Source organism: Streptomyces sp. NPDC002926, assembly GCF_053591755.1.
Genome location: NZ_JBSFUK010000011.1, coordinates 57879 through 73240 on the forward strand (window position 1 = coordinate 57879; position 15362 = coordinate 73240).

At 71.3% G+C, this 15362-nt stretch carries 14 protein-coding genes and 1 pseudogene; 9 read left to right on the top strand and 6 right to left on the bottom strand.

Annotated elements, in window-relative coordinates; all coding sequences use genetic code 11:
* The first annotated feature begins 31 nt into the window (after positions 1 to 31).
* From ACWDZ6_RS19150 to ACWDZ6_RS19165, 4 genes are all read left to right on the top strand, one after another.
* Positions 32 to 1018: a hypothetical protein gene (locus ACWDZ6_RS19150; protein WP_451503804.1), complete on the top strand. Its 987-nt coding sequence runs from the start codon at positions 32 to 34 to the stop codon at positions 1016 to 1018.
* The gene (locus ACWDZ6_RS19155; RefSeq protein ID WP_451503805.1) at positions 1015 to 2268 is read left to right on the top strand and encodes a histidine kinase; all 1254 of its coding nucleotides are present in this window, start codon (positions 1015 to 1017) and stop codon (positions 2266 to 2268) included. Before ACWDZ6_RS19150 ends, ACWDZ6_RS19155 begins: the two co-directional genes overlap by 4 nt.
* Entirely contained in the window at positions 2265 to 2936 is a 672-nt protein-coding gene (locus ACWDZ6_RS19160) for a response regulator (protein WP_451503806.1), read from the top strand. The genes ACWDZ6_RS19155 and ACWDZ6_RS19160 overlap by 4 nt, the downstream gene beginning before the upstream one ends.
* Before the next feature lie 91 nt (positions 2937 to 3027).
* Positions 3028 to 4473, top strand: coding sequence for a peptidoglycan D,D-transpeptidase FtsI family protein (locus tag ACWDZ6_RS19165; protein WP_451503807.1), 1446 nt, complete (start codon positions 3028 to 3030; stop codon positions 4471 to 4473).
* A 236-nt stretch (positions 4474 to 4709) separates the two neighbouring features.
* On the opposite strand, the gene ACWDZ6_RS19170 is transcribed toward ACWDZ6_RS19165, so the two are convergent.
* Both ACWDZ6_RS19170 and ACWDZ6_RS19175 read right to left on the bottom strand, forming a co-directional pair.
* A complete protein-coding gene (locus ACWDZ6_RS19170; RefSeq protein ID WP_451503808.1) occupies positions 4710 to 5873 on the bottom strand; it encodes a hypothetical protein in 1164 nt (387 codons plus the stop codon).
* Entirely contained in the window at positions 5870 to 6814 is a 945-nt protein-coding gene (locus ACWDZ6_RS19175; protein ID WP_451503809.1) for a 5-dehydro-4-deoxyglucarate dehydratase, read from the bottom strand. The genes ACWDZ6_RS19170 and ACWDZ6_RS19175 overlap by 4 nt, the downstream gene beginning before the upstream one ends.
* A 239-nt stretch (positions 6815 to 7053) precedes the next feature.
* Between ACWDZ6_RS19175 and ACWDZ6_RS19180 the strand changes: the two genes are divergently transcribed.
* From ACWDZ6_RS19180 to ACWDZ6_RS19190, 3 genes are all read left to right on the top strand, one after another.
* Complete coding sequence (locus ACWDZ6_RS19180; protein ID WP_451503810.1) at positions 7054 to 7878, top strand: NAD-dependent epimerase/dehydratase family protein; 825 nt, start codon at positions 7054 to 7056, stop codon at positions 7876 to 7878.
* An 81-nt stretch (positions 7879 to 7959) separates the two neighbouring features.
* The gene (locus tag ACWDZ6_RS19185) at positions 7960 to 8178 is read left to right on the top strand and encodes a hypothetical protein (RefSeq protein ID WP_451503811.1); all 219 of its coding nucleotides are present in this window, start codon (positions 7960 to 7962) and stop codon (positions 8176 to 8178) included.
* A gap of 48 nt (positions 8179 to 8226) precedes the next feature.
* Positions 8227 to 9441: a TerD family protein gene (locus tag ACWDZ6_RS19190; protein WP_451503812.1), complete on the top strand. Its 1215-nt coding sequence runs from the start codon at positions 8227 to 8229 to the stop codon at positions 9439 to 9441.
* 75 nt (positions 9442 to 9516) lie between these two features.
* On the opposite strand, the gene ACWDZ6_RS19195 is transcribed toward ACWDZ6_RS19190, so the two are convergent.
* From ACWDZ6_RS19195 to ACWDZ6_RS19210, 4 genes and pseudogenes are all read right to left on the bottom strand, one after another.
* Positions 9517 to 9747: a hypothetical protein gene (locus ACWDZ6_RS19195; RefSeq protein ID WP_326649129.1), complete on the bottom strand. Its 231-nt coding sequence runs from the start codon at positions 9745 to 9747 to the stop codon at positions 9517 to 9519.
* Between the two features lie 39 nt (positions 9748 to 9786).
* Positions 9787 to 10261, bottom strand: a pseudogene (locus ACWDZ6_RS19200) (1-aminocyclopropane-1-carboxylate deaminase); the annotation flags it as partial.
* A gap of 94 nt (positions 10262 to 10355) precedes the next feature.
* Positions 10356 to 11933: a TROVE domain-containing protein gene (locus ACWDZ6_RS19205; protein WP_451503813.1), complete on the bottom strand. Its 1578-nt coding sequence runs from the start codon at positions 11931 to 11933 to the stop codon at positions 10356 to 10358.
* A 573-nt stretch (positions 11934 to 12506) separates the two neighbouring features.
* A complete protein-coding gene (locus tag ACWDZ6_RS19210) occupies positions 12507 to 13967 on the bottom strand; it encodes an alkaline phosphatase PhoX (RefSeq protein WP_451503814.1) in 1461 nt (486 codons plus the stop codon).
* A gap of 108 nt (positions 13968 to 14075) precedes the next feature.
* Between ACWDZ6_RS19210 and ACWDZ6_RS19215 the strand changes: the two genes are divergently transcribed.
* Together ACWDZ6_RS19215 and ACWDZ6_RS19220 are read left to right on the top strand one after the other, a co-directional pair.
* A complete protein-coding gene (locus tag ACWDZ6_RS19215) occupies positions 14076 to 14843 on the top strand; it encodes an SDR family NAD(P)-dependent oxidoreductase (RefSeq protein ID WP_451503815.1) in 768 nt (255 codons plus the stop codon).
* Positions 14844 to 15032: 189 nt separating this feature from the next.
* Positions 15033 to 15263, top strand: coding sequence for a hypothetical protein (locus ACWDZ6_RS19220; protein ID WP_451503816.1), 231 nt, complete (start codon positions 15033 to 15035; stop codon positions 15261 to 15263).
* Positions 15264 to 15362 lie beyond the last annotated feature (99 nt).

Sequence of the window (15362 nt, forward strand, 5' to 3'; positions counted from 1 at the left end):
CGGGGAGGCCGGGTCCCGGAGCGTTGTCGTCATGACAGAGACACCGCTCGCTCCCGCTCCCCCGGTCACGGATCCGGCAGGCCCCGGACGGACCCGCACCGCGCTGTGCGCCGTCGCGATCGCCTCCTGCGTCCCGTATCTCTCGCTCAAGACCGCCTGGATAGCCGGCGGCCGGATCGGCATCCCGGACGGCAGCGTGCTGCTCGAGCACCGCGCTCTGATGGCCGTCGCCAACAGCGTCACCGTCCTGATGGACGGCTCCGTCATCGTCCTCGCGCTGCTGCTCACCCAGGGCTGGGGCCGCCGCGTCCCCGCCTGGTTGCCGGCCGTGCCCCTGTGGATCGCGGGCGGCCTGCTCCTCCCGATCATGGTCGGCTTCCCGGTCCAGCTGCTGACCCACGCGTTCACCGGCGCCCCGTCCCGGCGGGCCGGGGACAAGCCCTTCCTCGACGAGTGGGTCTTCGGGGTCGTCTACACCGGCTTCATCGTCCAGGGCCTGGCCCTTGGAACACTCTTCGTGCTGTACGCGCGAGAGCGCTGGAGCCATGTGTGGCGGGGCCGGGTCTGGGACCTGCCCACCGCGGCCACGGGGCGGACACTGAAGGTGACCGCTGTGGCCGCCGCCGTACTCGCGCTCTTCCCCGCCACGATGCGCCTGCTGTGGGCGTGCGGCGCGACGACCGGTCTCTCCGCGACGCGGATCGAGCGTACGGCCGACTTCTACGTGCTCGAAGGGATCAGCGCCCTCTTCGTGGCCGTGGCGGTGACCGGGTTGCTGCTGATCGCCTTCCGCCGGGGCCGCGCTCTGCCCCTGAGGACGCCGCTGGCCATGGCCTGGCTCGGCTCGGGCGCCGTGGGCTGCTGGGGCGTATGGCTGCTGATCGCGGCAGTACTGCCGGGGGGTGAAGAAGGCGAGCGGGCCTCGGGGTTGATGGCCCTGACCTACGCTGTGGGCATGATCGTCGGTCTGCTCGTCGTCACCGGCACCGTCTCCTTCCTGCGGCGGCGCGGCGCGTGAAGAGAGTCCTCGGGGCGCTGTTCGGTGCGCGGGCCAGGCTGCGCTGGCTCCATCTGATCCTGGGCGGCGCGCTGTTGATGCCGTACTGGCTCCTCGGCACCGTGGTCGTCGGCCCACTCGTCGGCGCGAAGGGCATGTTCTCCAACTCCCTGCCGCTCCAGTTCGGCGCGTACGGCATCGCCCTCCCGATTGCCGCGGCCACCGCACTGTCCCCGCTGGCCAGGCCGCTTTCGGTGGCGGCGGCCCGGGCGCTGTGCGGAGTACCGGCGGATCGGTTCGCGGACGGCCCGGCACGCTCCGGGGCCGCGCGCGTGCGGACCTCGGGGTGGTTCACGCTGCACGTGGGGCTCGGCGCCCTGATCAGCGGAGCGTCCCTGGCGCTGCCGCCGTTCGCGGTGACGCTGATCGCGCTGCCGCTCTCCGCCGGGCTGCGGCACTGGGTGATGGTGCCCGACCACCTCGACCGCCCGTGGGCGCTGGCCCTGGCGCCGCCGGCCGGGATCGCCATGCTGGTGGCGCTCGCGGGCTGCGCCGCGGCCGCCGGGGCCCTGCTGGCCCGCCAGGCCCCGGTGCTGCTCGGGCCGAGCCCGGCGGACCGGCTGGCCGCCGCGGAGCGGCGGGCGACGGAGCTGGCCGAGCGCAACCGCCTCGCCCGCGAGCTGCACGACTCGGTCGGCCATGCGCTGAGTGCCGTCACGCTGCAGGCGGGCGCGGCCCGCAAGGTGCTGGACAGCGATGCGGAGTTCGTACGGGAAGCGCTGGCCGCGATCGAGGAGACCACCCGGCGTACCGTGGGCGAACTCGACTCCGTACTGGGCCTGTTGCGCCGGTCCGACGAAGACGAAGGTGCCGCCGCCGGACAGGTCACCGGACCGGCCCTGGACACCCTGGACGGCCTGCTCGAGCGCAGCGGTGTTCCCGTCTCGCTCACCACCGACGGCGATCTGGCCGCCGTCCCCGCGCTCGTCTCGCGCGAGGCGTACCGCATCGTCCAGGAGGGGCTGAGCAACGCCCTGCGTCATGCCGGAGCGTGCCCGGTATCCCTGTGGATCGTCCTGAGCGGCGAGGAGTTGGAGATCACGATGGAGAATCCGCTGCCCGGCAGGGCCCCGGTCATCCGTCCGGGAGGCGGCCGCGGGGTGCGCGGTATCGCCGAGCGGGCCGCCCTGCTCGGCGGACACGCGCAGGCGGGCCCGCGGGACGCGGTGTGGCGGCTCTCGGCCCGGCTCCCGCTGGCGGGCCGCCGATGAGCACGATCCGGGTGGCCCTCGCCGACGACGAGCGGATGGTCCGTACGGCACTGCGCGTCATCCTCGAGGCCGAGCCCGATCTGGAGGTCGTCGGCGAGGCATCCACGGGCGCGGAGGCAGTGTCGGTGGCCCGTGAGCTGCGGCCCGACGTGATGCTGATGGATGTCCGGATGCCGGAGATCGACGGCATCCGGGCCACCGAGCAGATCCTGGGCTCGCCGGCTGCCTCCGGCGGGAGGACCCCGTTGAGGATCGTGGTGGTGACGACGTTCGAGAACGACTCCTATGTGTACGAGGCGCTGCGGGCCGGAGCGGCCGGATTCCTGCTCAAGCGCGCCGCGGCCGAGGACCTGGTCCAGGCGGTCCGGCTGGTCGCCCGGAGCGACTCGCTGCTCTTCCCCGCCGCCGTGCGTTCGCTGGCCGCCGAGTACGGCCGCAGCCGGCCCGCGGCTCCGCCGCCGTGGGCGGCGCGGCTGACCGGGCGCGAGGCCGACGTACTGCGGTTGATGGCTACGGGCCTGACCAACGCGGAGATCGCCGGGCGGATGGGCGTAGGACCTGCGACGACGAAGACCCACGTGGCGTCGGTTCTGGCGAAGACGGGCGCCCGGGACCGTACGCAGGCGGTGATCGCGGCGTACGAGTCGGGCTTCATCTCGCCGCGCTGAGGCCCGTCCGCCGCCGCTCCGGATGAAGAATTCATGAGAAACCGGGCAGACAGGGAACGTCACGCTCCGCCCCGTTCGTCTCTTCTGCGGGATGAACAAGACGATCAGGAATGCCGCGGTCTTCAGCCTGCTGCTGGTGCTCGCCCTGCTGCTGCGGGCGACCTGGGTCCAGGCGTACAAAGGCCGGGCTCTCGCGGACGACGACCACAACCGGCGGAAGATCATCGCGCAGTACGCGCAGCCGCTCGGCGACATCGTCGTGGCCGGATCGCCGGTCACCGGCTCGAAGAGGACGGCGGGTGATGATCTCGCGTACAAGCGCACCTACACCCACGGCTCGCTGTACTCGGCCGTCACCGGCTACAGCTCGCAGGCGTACGGAGCCACGCAGCTCGAAGGCATCTACAGCGAGGTCCTGGACGGGACCGACAGCCGGCTGAAGAACCCCGTCGACGCGCTCACCGGGAAGCAGCAGGAGCCCGGCGATGTGGTGACGACCATCGATCCGGCGGTGCAGAAGGCCGGCTTCCGGGCGCTCGGCGACACCAAGGGCGCGGCCGTCGCCATCGACCCCAAGACGGGGAAGATCCTGGGAATGGTCAGCACGCCCTCGTACGACCCCTCGAAGATCAGCGGGACGGCGGACGGTGACGCCTGGCAGAAGCTGCTCGCGGACCAGGACAAGCCGCTGGTCAACCGCGCGCTGCGGCAGCCGCTGCCGCCCGGCTCGACGTTCAAGCTGGTCGTCGCGGCGGCGGCGCTGGAAGACGGCCTCTACGGCTCGGCCGACGAGAAGACCGAGAGCCCGAATCCCTACACACTGCCCGGTACGCGCACGGTGCTGGAGAACGAGAACACCGCCGCGCCCTGCGAGAACGCCTCCATCCGCACGGCACTGCAGTACTCCTGCAACAACGTCTTCGGGAAGATGGCCGCCGATCTCGGGCAGGACAAGGTCAGGTCGATGGCGGAGAAGTTCGGCTTCAACGACACGACGCAGGACGTGCCGGTGCGGGCCTCGGCGAGTCTGTATCCGACGGGCATGGACAAGGCGCAGACGGCGCTGTCGGGCATCGGCCAGTTCGACGTGACCGCGACGCCACTGCAGATGGCCATGGTCTCTGCCGCGATCTCCAACGACGGCGTGCTGGAGTCGCCGCACATGGTCTCCAAGGTCGTCGACGCGGACAACGACACACTGCAGTCCTTCGAGGACGGGAAGTCGCAGCGGATCGTCTCCTCCTCGACCGCCGAACAGCTGCGCAGCGCGATGGTGACGGTCGTGAACGAGGGCACCGGGACCAACGCCAAGGTCGACGAGGCCGAGGTGGGCGGCAAGACGGGCACCGCGCAGCACGGCGAGAACAACAGCAAGACGCCGTACGCCTGGTTCACCTCGTACGCAAAGGCCGACACCGGCAAGGAGGTCGCGGTCGCCGTGATGATCGAGGATTCGGGCGCGGCCCGCTCGGAGGTCAGCGGCAACAGTCTGGCCGCGCCGATCGCGCAGAAGATGATGGCGGCCGCCCTGAAGTGAGGAGCGGGGACCCTCACCCCGAGGGCGCAGGCTGCCCGACGTCGGGCGAGGCTGCTCGGCGCCGAGCAGCCGCTCGACCGGGTCGATCGCGGCCCGGGCCGGGACGGCGACGGGGCGAGGAAGAGCGCCGGGCCGGACAGCGCGACGGGGAGCGGCACGCGGAGACCGGCCCGGAGCCCTCGACCCACGCGGGACAGTGCGACGGTGAGCGGCACGCCGAGACCCTGCCCGGAGCCTCAACCCACGCGGGACAGCGCGTCCGTCACCAGCGCCAGGTCCGTGTCCGACGCCAGTCCCGCATGGTAGAGCCGGAGCTCGGTCGCCCCGAGTCCCGCCGCCCGGGCGGCGTCGTCCGCGAGCGTGCCGGGGCTGCCGCCCATACCCCCGACGACCGTGAAGTTGGCGGCGAGCACGGAGCCTTCGGCCCGCTGGTCCGCGAACGGTGTCAGCAGTTGAGGCCCGGCGGTGCAGGGCACGACCACGCCGTCGGCGACGGACAGGATGTGCGCCGGGTCGACGCCGGCGTCCGCCCCGCAGTGGTACGCGACGGGGTCGGCATGCAGCAGCACCTGGAAGCCCGCCGGGGCGGCGGCCCGTACCGCGGCGACCGTATCCTCCTGGAGCGTACGGGCGGTTCGCGCCCGGAACTCCAGGGTGACCGCGGCGAGTTCGGCGCCGACCAGCTTCTCGATCCCGGCGTCGGCCGGCGCCGCGCCCTGCCAGACCGGTTCCAGGCCGTGCCGTACGGCGGCGGCCAGCAGGTCGGCATCCAGGCCCTGTTGTACGTAGCCGGCGCGGCAGGCGGCGCAGAAGCAGAGCGACATAAGATACTGCGCCGCATCGCCGAGACCCACACCCGCGGTCTTGTCGTGGGCGTGCAGATGCGCGAAGCCGTACCAGCCGCAGGACTCCAGCTCGGTGCCGCGCGCACCGGGCCGCGTCGCCGCCTCCGCCGCCAGCTCCACCATCATTGCGCGGACAGCGGGCTGCGCGATACAGGGCGCCCAGGGGTAGCGGTCGCCGTAGGCGTTGACCACGGAGGTGTCCGGACGCTCGGCGCCGAGGCGGGAGTTGTGCGCAAGGACCACCCAACTGTGCACCTCGAGTCGGGCTTCGGTGAGGGCCGCGGCCGCTTCGCCGTAGGCGTCACCGGGAGCCCAGGCCCCGGCGGCATACGGGCGCAACTCCCGGGCCGCCCAGCGCACCTCGTCCATCTCGTAGAGCACGGCGGCGTGCTGCGCGGTGACGACCCGGCGCCGGGGGTGGCGCGGTGTCAGGGCCCGGGTGGAGTGGTAGGCGGCGGCCAGGGTGACCTGCTGGACGCCGAGGTCCGCGATACGGGAGGCGGCGTCCGGGTCGCCGACGACGTCCCACGGGTAGAGGAAGGCGGAGGCCTTCACGGGCTCTCCCCCAGCAGGGCACGGCCGCGCTCGATCAGTGCCGCCAGGGCCTTGATGTGGAGGGCCAGGGGTTCGCTCAGCGGCGGCCGCACCTCGCCGACGTCCAGACCTCCCAGCCGCACGCCCGCCTTGACGAGCGACACGGCGTACCCGCGGCCGAGATTGCGCAGTTCGACCAGCGGCACGTAGAAGCCGTCCAGCAGTCTGGCGACCGTCTTGTCGTCGCCGGTGGTCAGCGCCCGGTGGAAGGCGAGGGCGATGTCGGGCGCGAAGGCGAAGACGGCGGAGGAGTACAGGGTGACGCCGATGCCCCGGTAGGCGAGGGCGGTGAGTTCGGCGGTGGGCAGCCCGTTGAAGTAGAGGAAGTCCTGGTCGGGCAGGTCGCGGCGGACCGCGCTGACGATGCGCTGCATCAGATCGAGGTCGCCGTAGCCGTCCTTGAGACCGATGATGCCGTCGACCTGCGCGAGTCCGACGACTGTCTCGGGAGCGAAGACGGCATTGTCGCGCTGGTAGACGATGACGTCGAGGGAGGTGGCGGCTGCGAGCGCGGTGTAGTGGCGCAGGAGTCCGCGCTGGTCGGCGATGACAAGGTAGGGCGGCATGGCCAGCAGCCCGTCCGCGCCCGCCTCTTCGGCGAGCGTCGCGAACCGGACGGCGAGCGCGGTGCCGTAGCCGGCGCCGGCGACGACGGGCACCTCGCCCGCAGTCTCCTCGACGGCCGCGGCGACGCAGTCGCGGAACTCCTCGGGGGTCAGGGCGTGGAACTCTCCCGTGCCGCAGCAGGCGAAGACCGCGGCCGCGCCGGCGTCGATACCGGTTCTCACATGTGCGCGAAAGGCATCGAGGTCGAGGGCGCCGTCCGGCCCGTACGCGGTGACGGGGAAGAACAGCGGTCCTTGGGCCCGGGCGAGCCGGGCGGCGAGCGGGGCTGAAGTCACGGGCGCTCCCTGGGCCGTGCACAGAGCCTCCGCGACCCGTGCACCATTCTGATCGATGTCCACATTCCTGAACGGCGTCACGCTAAGGCAGCCGCATGGCACCGGTCAAGACGGAAAAGCGCAACCCAGGGGCGGAGCCGGTCCGTCCACGCCACACTTGACGGTGCCCGGACCGCTCCCCAGCTTGTCCACACATATGAATATCGCCTACGACCCGAGCACCTCGAGGAGATCCACCCATGCCCGCTCCCCGCACCGTCCTGCTCACCGGCGCCGCAGGTGGCCTCGGCACACTGATGCGGGGGCTGCTGCCCGCGTACGGCTACGAGCTCCGCCTCTTCGACGCCACTCCCATCGAGGGGGTGCCGGAGGCGGTCACCGCCGACCTCGCCGACAAGGAGGCGCTGCGCGAAGCGGTACGGGGCGTCGACGCGATCATTCACCTCGCGGGAATCTCGCTGGAAGCCCCCTTCGAGAAGATCCTGCGCGCGAACATCGAAGGGACGTACAACCTCTACGAGGCGGCCCGCGAGGAGGGCATCGGACGCATCGTCTTCGCCTCCAGCAACCACGCGGTCGGCTTCACCCCGCGCCCCCAGGGGCAGCCACCCTTCGCGCCGGACCAGCTGATCCCCATCGACACCCCGCGCCGTCCCGACACCTTCTACGGCCTGTCCAAGTGCTTCGGCGAGGATCTGGCCCAGCTCTACTGGGATCTGCACGGCCTCGAGACCGTCTCCGTCCGCATCGGCTCCTGCTTCATGGAGCCGACGTCCGTACGGATGCTGTCGGTCTGGATGAGCCCGGGCGACGGGGCCCGCCTCTTCCATGCCGCGCTCACCGCCGAGCACGTCGGCCACGCCGTCGTCTACGGCTCCTCCGCCAACACCCGCCTGTGGTGGGATCTCACGACGGCGCGCGCTCTCGGCTACGAGCCGCAGGACGACTCGGAGCAGTACGCCGAGAAGCTCGTCGCGCAACAGGGCGAGCTCGACCCGGACAACCCGGACCACGCGCACCTCGGCGGCCACTTCACCACCAACCCGCCCCAGTGGCCGTACTGATCGCACCCTGGATAGCCGCGTGCCGGGCGGGCCGTGGATATTCGCGTGCCGGGCGGGACGTGCTCCCGCCATGATGTGGCCATGGCCAGGCCCTTCGGATTCAGCTACGCGCAGCACGGCGACGGCAGCGTCGTCATCACCCACCGCGGCCGCGCGGCCGGCACGCTGCGCGGCGCCCGCGCGGAGAAGTTCCTGACCGAGGTGGAGTCGGGCGACGCGCAGCTGGTCATGGCCCGCTGGACCGGCGCATACAAATTCGGCAACGAACGCACGGCCCGCAACCACCCGCGCAACCGATAGCCCGAAAGGTAAGGGAACGGTAAAGCGCCCTCGCTCGTTACCCCTGGCATGACAGCTATGACCCCCGGCTCGAACATCCCTCTCTCCGTCGCCCGCGTGGCGGTGGACGTCGCCGCCCCGGTGCGGCTCGACGTATCGGGCCTGCTGCTCACCGCCGACGGCAAGGTGCGCTCCGACGACGACTTCATCTTCTACAACCAGCCGACGGGCCCCGGTGTCGGCTACCGCTCCGGCGGCGGCAGTGCGCCCGACGCGATCGTGGTGGACACCGCCGCCGTCCCGCCGGGTATCGAGAAGATCGTCGTCACGGCGAGCCCGGACGCCGCGGGACAGACCTTTCAGGGCATCGAGCCGACCGCCACCATCCGCAGCGCCGACGACGGCGGCGTGCTCGCCACCTTCACACCGCCGCAGCTCGGTGCCGAGACCGCGCTGGTCGTCGTGGAGATCTACCTCCGTAACGGCGTCTGGAAGGCCCGTGCGGTCGGCCAGGGCTATGCGAACGGGCTGGCGGGCATCGCCACCGACTTCGGCGTCTCCGTCGACGAGGAGCCCGCCGCCGCGCCCGCTCCGGCCGCCGCACCCACCCCCGCGCCCGCACCGGCAGCGCCGGCCGACCCGCGCCTGGCCGCCTCGGCTCCGCCCGTCCCCTCCGCACCCCCGGCCGCTCCCGCCGCCGGCGCCGGAAAGATCAATCTGGACAAGGGGCGGGTCAGCCTCCAGAAGAACCAGACCGTCTCCCTGGTCAAGGGCGGCCGGCCGCTGCTCTCGCAGGTCAAGATGGGCCTCGGCTGGGAGCCCGCGTTCCGCGGCAAGGACATCGACCTCGACGCGTCCGTCATCGCCTACGGCCCCAACCGCAACCACCTGGACAGCTGCTACTTCGGCAAGCTCTCGATCCTGAACGGCGCGATCAAACACTCCGGCGACAATCTGACAGGTGAGGGCGCGGGCGACGACGAGGTGATCGTCGTTGATCTGGGCCGGCTTCCTGCCGATGCGACGGGCCTGGTCTTCACCGTCAACTCATTCTCGGGACAGAAGTTCACCGAGGTGGCCAAGGCCTACTGCCGGCTCATCGACGCGGCGACGGGCGAGGAGCTGGTCCGCTTCGACCTCACCGGCGCGGAGCCGCAGACCGGCGTCATGATGGCGAAACTGATCAAGCAGTTCTCGGGCGAGTGGGACATGACCGCCATGGGCGATTTCGTGAAGTCCCGCACCGTGCGCGGCATGGTCAAGCCGGCCGCCCAGGCACTGTGAGCCACAAAGCACCGTGACCCGCCCCGCCGGGGCCGCCATCGCTGCTAGGTGATGGCGGGCCCGGGGGCCAGGTCCTCAGAGTTTGGCCAGCTTGGAGTATGGGCTCAGGATTCTTCCCTGACGCCCGGAGAAGTCGACGAGCACAGCGGCGTTGTCGCCCTCGACTGCGATGACTCTTCCGAGTCCGAACTGGTCGTGCGAGACCCGGTCCCCCACTTGGTATTGCTCAATGGGTGGGGACGCCGCGGCCGGTTTGTTGAAGGGACTGGAGGGCAGGTAGCGCCGGGATCCGGCTGACTTTGTCATTACCTCGAGTATGCGCCCTCGGGCCCCCGCCACGCCACGTCAGAACAGCGCGCTATAGGCATTGAGCGCCGGCCGGCCGCCGGGACGGGCAGAGAAAACGGTCGCTTCGGACCCGATCTCACCACGTGTGACCAGGTCTGTCGTCCCGGCCATCGGCTTCCCCTCGTACACCGGATCCGTCACCATCCCGTCGGTTCGGGCCGCAGGACGCATCGCCTCCGGGGTCGCGTCTTCCGGGACACCGGGCGTCCCCGCGTGATATCGCGCGGGGACGCCCGATGTCCTGATCCCATAGCTCCCGCTCCACTCCGATGAGTGAGGCGGTCTTGCGCGCGATGCGTCCGATCTGCTCCCGGCTCCGCTCCCGAGCGGCCGAAGCGTCGATACCGATCACGCGCCTCGGCCGGCCGCCGGCCTCCTCGAGCGCCGCGAAGCCCGCGAAGCCCGCGAAGCCCGCGAAGCCCGCGAAGCCCGCGATCATTCCGGCCTGTGTACTGCCGGTGACCGAGCAGACGGAGCCCGGGGCCGCGACGGCCGCGCCCCGGCGGGTGTGGCGGGACCGGATTCCAGCGATGGACGCCAGGATGTCGCGGCCCTGGGGCCAGGGGTCACTTCCAGGGCCAGTCCGCGTCCCGGCCCCGCTCGAGCAGCGGCACCATGCGGAAGGCCGCGTCCGTGAGCCCCCCGAAGGTGTGCCGGTTCGGCTTGCCCGACGGCGCGTGGCCGGCCCGGTACCCCGCCAGGTTCCACGTGTAGACCGGGATGTCCGCCGGGACCTGCTCGGTCGGGTCGCCCCAGTAGCTGTCAGCCGCCTGCTCGTCGGTGACGATCAGCACCCGGTCGTGCTTCTTGTAGTGCTTGCGGACCGCCTCGGTGGTGTTCGTGCCACCGAGGTCGCCGAACCGGTCAAGGACCCTCAGTACGGACTCGCCCTCGCGGTACTTCACAGGCGCGCTGCCCGTACCGAACTCGACGAGATCCGCGCGATCCGCCCGCATCGCCACCGCCGCACCGAACACCGCGGCCGCGTCGGCGCGGTTGAGCTCGGAGCGGTCCGAAAGCCGCGCCCACATGGAGCCCGAACGGTCGACCAGGATCAGCGTCCGGCCGGGCAGTGCGGGCACATTGGCCAGCGAGTGGCCCAGCGCCCGCTCCAGCGGGTACGACCAGCGCAGCGAAGGTGCGTGCTGGTACGCGGCAAGGTAGCGGAAGGGGAACTGCCGCGACGCGGCGACCGCCCCGGGGTCCGAGATCTCCGCGGCAACGCGCGCGGCGACCCGGTCCGAGACACCGGCCTCGTCGAAGTTCCGCAGGTTGCGGAGCAGCGCCATCGGCCCCATCGACGGGATGACGGCCTCCCAGGCCGCCGCGTCCATCGGACCCTGCAGCCAGCCCGCGAGCGCCTCCCAGGTCATGCCTGCCTCGGCGAGGCGCGCCGCGCCGTCGGCCGCAGTGATCACCGCGCGCCGCTCGGCGACGGGCACCGCCATCAGCGCCCGGTGGGCGGTGAGCGTGCGGTTCGAGGCGGGCGGCTCGGCCGTGTCCGGGTTGTGCCGACGGTCGAGGGCGTACTGGAACAGCGCGCCCTGCCACGGCTTCCCGGGATCGGGCGAGGCGTGCACAAGGTTGAGGATGTCGCCGAAGCGGTAGCCCTTGGAGGCGGTGTCGTACTTCAGCAGCGACTTTCCGCTGTAGAGGCGGGACACGCCATCCGCGATGCCGCGCTTGACGGGCTTGGGGACATTGCGGCCGTACTGCGAGGTCCAGTAGCCGAGCATTTCGCCGGGCTCGTCGGCACGCCGCAGCACGGAGTCGACGACCTGGCGGTTCGCCGGACCCGCGGTCACGGACGCGTCGAGGCGCGCCTTGACGTATTCGGCGGCGCCGACGATGGAGGCGGTCCGCATATTGCCCTCGCCGCGCAGCCACGCGAGCAGGCCGGCGGTCCACTCCGGGTCCTCGACGGCGAGCCGGCGTACAAGAGCGGTGAAGCGCTTGTCACGGTCGCCGCCCGACTCGTAAAAGGTCCGCTGCGAAACGAAGTTGGCGACGGCCAGCAGAAAGAGCTCGGAGCGGGCGTCGCGCTCGGCGCCGGCGCCGCCCTGGTGGGTGCGCACGGCGCGGCCTGTCGACCGCACGGGCGACGTGGCCCCTGCCTTGGCGGTGCGGGTGTTGAAGCGTGCCATGTGAATTCCCCCGAATTCGTTGGGGGAAGCGCAGCAAAGGGTGCCCTGGATCAGGAGTCGGCGACGGACTCGCGCCGCGCGTGATTCCGGATTTCACCACCGGCCGTGGCTGGGCGGGATGTGCACCCGCAGCCTCCCGGTCCGGGGAAGTAATCGCTGCCTGCGCACCGGGCACCGGGCACCCCGAATGCTGAGCCTCCCGAGATCAAGAGTGGCTGCGGCGTGATTTCGTTGGAAGAAGTAGCCGCGGCCTTCGCACCGGGAGGTGCATGAAGTTTTGGTGTGTCCAGAGATCGAGGACGGCGGAACCGACAAGGTGCTCTGCCGACTGAGCTACACCGGCCCGAAGCCGGTGACGGGACTCGAACCCGCGGCCTCCCCATGAAGAGTGGAAGTAGGTCCTGCCTTCGCACCTGGACGAGGATCACCTTAGGAGGGCAACGTCCGGGTGCGCCAAGGGTTTTCCGCGACCGCGGTGGTCGCTGTGAGGACCGTGAAGGCCGTGGGAACGGTGCGCCCGTACCGGCACGAGGACGGTACGGGCGGACAACCGCGGCGGCGTCAGTGGCGCCGTCAGTGGTGATGCGACTGGCGCTTCCAGGGCCCCGTGATCGCGAGCATGATGCCCGGGGTCTGGATGTTGGCGTAGAGCGTCCGGCCGTCGGGCGAGAAGACGACTCCGGTGAACTCGCTGTACTCGGGCTCCGCTTCGGTGCCGATGTTCAGCTCGTTGCGCGCGATCGGGTATGTGCGGCCGCGCTCGGTCGCACCGAAGAGGTGCTGGACACCCTCGCCGTCCTCGGCGATGACCAGGCCGCCGTACGGCGAGACGGTGATGTTGTCCGGGCCGTCGAAGGCGCCGTCCTTGGACGGGTCGGGGTTGACGCCGAGCAGCACCTTCAGCGTGAGGGTGCGGCGCTTGGGGTCGTAGAACCAGACCTGGCCGTCGTGCTGGACGGGGCTCTCCTCACGGGCGTACGAGGAGACTATGTACACGCCGCCGTCGCCCCACCACATGCCTTCGAGCTTGCGGGCGCGGGTGATGTCCTTGTCGGCGAACTGCTTCCGCACGGAGACGGTGCGGCCGTCGCGGTCGGGCACGTCGACCCAGTCCACGCCGTAGACGGTGCCGATCTTCGTGGCGCGGGACAGATCGTCGACGAAGCGGCCGCCGGAGTCGTAGCACTTGGTCGCCTGGAGTACGCCGGCGTCGTCGGCGAGCTGGCGCAGCTGTCCGCGGCCGTGCTTGAAGCCGTGCGGCGGGACCCAGCGGAAGAGCAGCCCGTTGGGGCCGGAGGCGTCCTCGGTCAGAAAGGCGTGGCCGCGCTTGGGGTCGATGACGACGGCCTCGTGGGCGTACCGGCCGAAGGCCTTGACGGGCTTCGGGTCGCGGTTGGCGCGCCGGTCGTAGGGGTCGACCTCGAAGACATAGCCGTGGTCCTTGGTCATACCGTTCTTGCCGGCGAGGTCCTCGGTCTCCTCGCAGGTGAGCCAGGTGCCCCACGGGGTACGGCCGCCGGCGCAGTTGGTGGAGGTGCCGGCGATGCCGACCCACTGGGCGACCTCACCGCTGCGGTGCACCTCGACGACCGAGCAGCCGCCGGAGGCCGCGGGGTCGTAGACCAGGCCCTCGCTGAGCGGCACCGGGTACTTCCAGCCGGAGCGGGGGCCCTTGAGCTCGTGGTTGTTGACGAGGAGGGTCACGCCGCGCGGGCCGTCGAAGGTGGCGGTGCCGTCGTGGTTGGAGGGGGTGGACTCGCCCGACTCCAGCTTGGTGACGCCGCTGTGGGTGATGATCCGGTACGAGAATCCGGCGGGCAGTGCGAGCATCTTCTTGGGGTCGGACAGCAGCGGTCCGTAACCGGGCCCGTGGCCGCCGTGCTCGCCGTGGCCGGTCTGCTCCGCGGTGTCGGCGACGTCCTCCGCGGCGAGAGCGCCGGGCGCGGTGGCGAGCGTACCGACGGCGCCGGTGAGGACGACTCCCGCGCCGGTGAGCGCGGACTGTCTGGTGAATTCCCTGCGGGTGAGCGGCATCGAGGTCTCCTGAGGGGACGCATCCGACTGGCTGATGACGGCCCCACCCTTCCTTCCGCGTATAAACGGCACTTGAACACCGCCCGACATCGAGAGGCCCCGCAGTCCATGAATATCCCAGCCACCGGCCGCCGCGTCCTGGTCAGCGGAGCCTCCCGGGGTCTCGGCCGTGCCGTCGCCCGGGCCTTCGCAGGCAACGGCGACCGGGTCGCCGTGCACTACGGATCACGCCAGGACGAGGCGTGCCGCACGCTGGAATCCCTCGCCGGTACGGGCCATGTGCTGGTCGGCGGTGATCTGTCGGACCCGGCGGAGGCGGCCCGTATCGCGGGCGCCGCGGCCGGTGAACTCGGCGGCATCGATGTGCTCGTCAACAACGCCGCCGTCAATCTGGCCCATCCGCTCGCCGATACCTCGTACGAGGACTGGTCGGCGCTCTGGCAGCGGCATGTTTCGGTCAACCTTCTCGCCACGGCCAATCTCAGCCATCTCGCCGCCCGCCGCATGATCGAGGCGGGCACGGGCGGCCGGATCGTCAACATCGGTTCGCGCGGTGCGTTCCGCGGGGAGCCGGACCATCCGGCGTACGGTGCGACGAAGGCGGCCGTGCACGCGCTGGGCCAGTCGCTCGCCGTCTCTCTCGCCCCGTACGGCATCGGGGTCGCGTCCGTCGCACCCGGCTTCTTCGACACCGAGAGGGTGGCGCACCGGCTGAGCGGGGCGGAGGGCGAGGCGATCCGGGGACAGAGCCCGTTCGGGCGGGTGGCGTCGGCGGAGGAGATCGCCGCGGCGGTGCTGTGGCTGGCATCACCGGTGGCCGAGTGGTCCTCCGGTGCGGTGCTCGACCTCAACGGCGCTTCGTATCTGCGTACCTGACGGACCATCACTCCGAGCACCGCTACCTCAACCCGCAGAGTGCCGAGGTCAAGACGCGCGACGAGGCGTTCGCACGGCCGGCGGAGGTCTCCGCGGAGGCGCTACGGACGTCCGCGAAGCTCGAACTGCAGGGCGGTCAGGTCACCTTCGCCGTCGAGGTGACGTACAACGCGAACACGTAGCCCGCATATGGTGACGGGCGGTCGGATCACGTCCGGCATCTGCGGGGCACCGTGGGACATCACGGGCGGCACGATCGGCGATCAGCTGAGGCTGGACGCGAAGCGTGCGGGCCGGGGTTCCTGCGCCGGCACGATCACCATCGTCGGCGAGTACCAGCACCCGCCCGGCGTACCGGGGTACGTACGCTTCGAGGGCGCGACCTCCTCGTACATGCACACGACCAGGTACGGGTGCTGACGCGCTCCCCTCAGGTCCGGGCGGGGGGGGGCCCCCGGGGGCCCCCCCCCCCCCCCGCCCCGACAAGGGGGGGCGCCCCCCCCCGCCACCCCGGGCCGC